At 39.7% G+C, this 1,225-nt stretch carries 1 protein-coding gene; it reads left to right on the forward strand.

The features are described 5' to 3' along the window. Nucleotides 1-373: 373 nt before the first annotated feature. Entirely contained in the window at nt 374-877 is a 504-nt protein-coding gene (locus R8N28_RS25620; RefSeq protein ID WP_020841634.1) for a DUF2850 domain-containing protein, read from the forward strand. Nucleotides 878-1,225: the final 348 nt, after the last annotated feature.

Raw genomic sequence — 1,225 nt, forward strand, 5'->3', positions numbered from 1 at the left:
CTAGTGACTTTACACCGCCTGCAAAATAGCTATTTTCCTTAATATTCATTATTGGTTTCCTTATCAAAAGTCCGCTCTTTTTTACCCTGTTTTTTTCTGCGACTCAAGCCTTTAAAGCACAGAGATTCTACCGAATTGAGAACTCAGTTAATCAGCACAGAATTTGGCTAACGCAACAGGAAAGAATAATTCGAAATTTGCAGCCCATTCTTAATCACTAAGGAGTCAATCATTAACGACAAATCAATCAGTAATAGTGTATCCGATTGTAAAAGTGGACATTAGATCATAGTTTCTGGGTCGCAACGGCGAGATTGTTTGTTTTTAGTGCGGAAGGTTTCCACCATATTAAAAAAGGACGATAAGAGTACTCATGGCCATACCCGCTCGCAGGAAAAGGAAACAAGATAAAGAACCGCAACTTTCATTTTGGGCTCGACACCAGCTTAAGATGGTTAAAAGTGCGTTCGTTATTTTTGTCTGCAGTTTGGTGGCTTTTTTCGCTTATCAGCTCCACGTCTCCTATCAAGATTACATCAACCCCGAACACGTCTATGGTGAGTGGATCGAAATTGGTGCTCCACCTTATCAAACCGAACGCCTTATTTTTACATCCGATGGGGTGTATCGAAATCATCGTTTGATCACGACGGAATTTGCGTTTGATGGCAAAGTCATCACCTTAAATACCGGATTAGGTGAAACCGCGTATCAACTTTCTGGCTCTCATCTGTCACCACAAATACGCCGAATTGAACCTCGAATCCCAGATCAGCGATTCATTCGAAAGGGATTTGAGCATACTGTTCAAGGCTCAGAAGTGGGCGCAGCATCAAAACGACGAGCCGCACTGAGTGAACATTTCAGTCGCGACTAGCACGTTTTTTACCACTATTTTACCGTCCTAAGGCACTTCTACGCGATGAAATAAAACCTTAATAAACAATCAAATAAGATATTCGTCGCATTTATACCCACCAAAATTGAGTAAACAATTAATTTAATTCCTGCCAAATATTTATAAATTATTGACTCAGTCTTACATTTTCCGTGTAACAGAGTGTGGGTTTTATTTAAGTTCTCTCATGTGACTCGAAAACCGTTTTAATTTTTTTTGACGAAAAAAAACTCTCTGAAATGCTGAGTGTGATGCTTTTGCACGTGGTGTAAATCTGATCATCTTATCTGGTGCAAGAGCAGCTTATGTTCACGAAAGAACATGAAT

The organism is Vibrio sp. Vb1554 (assembly GCF_033344235.1).

What these genes read in the sequence shown, in the direction of transcription:
- R8N28_RS25620 (WP_020841634.1), top strand. Translation starts at nt 374, where the DNA reads ATGGCCATACCCGCTCGCAGGAAAAGGAAACAAGATAAAGAACCGCAA.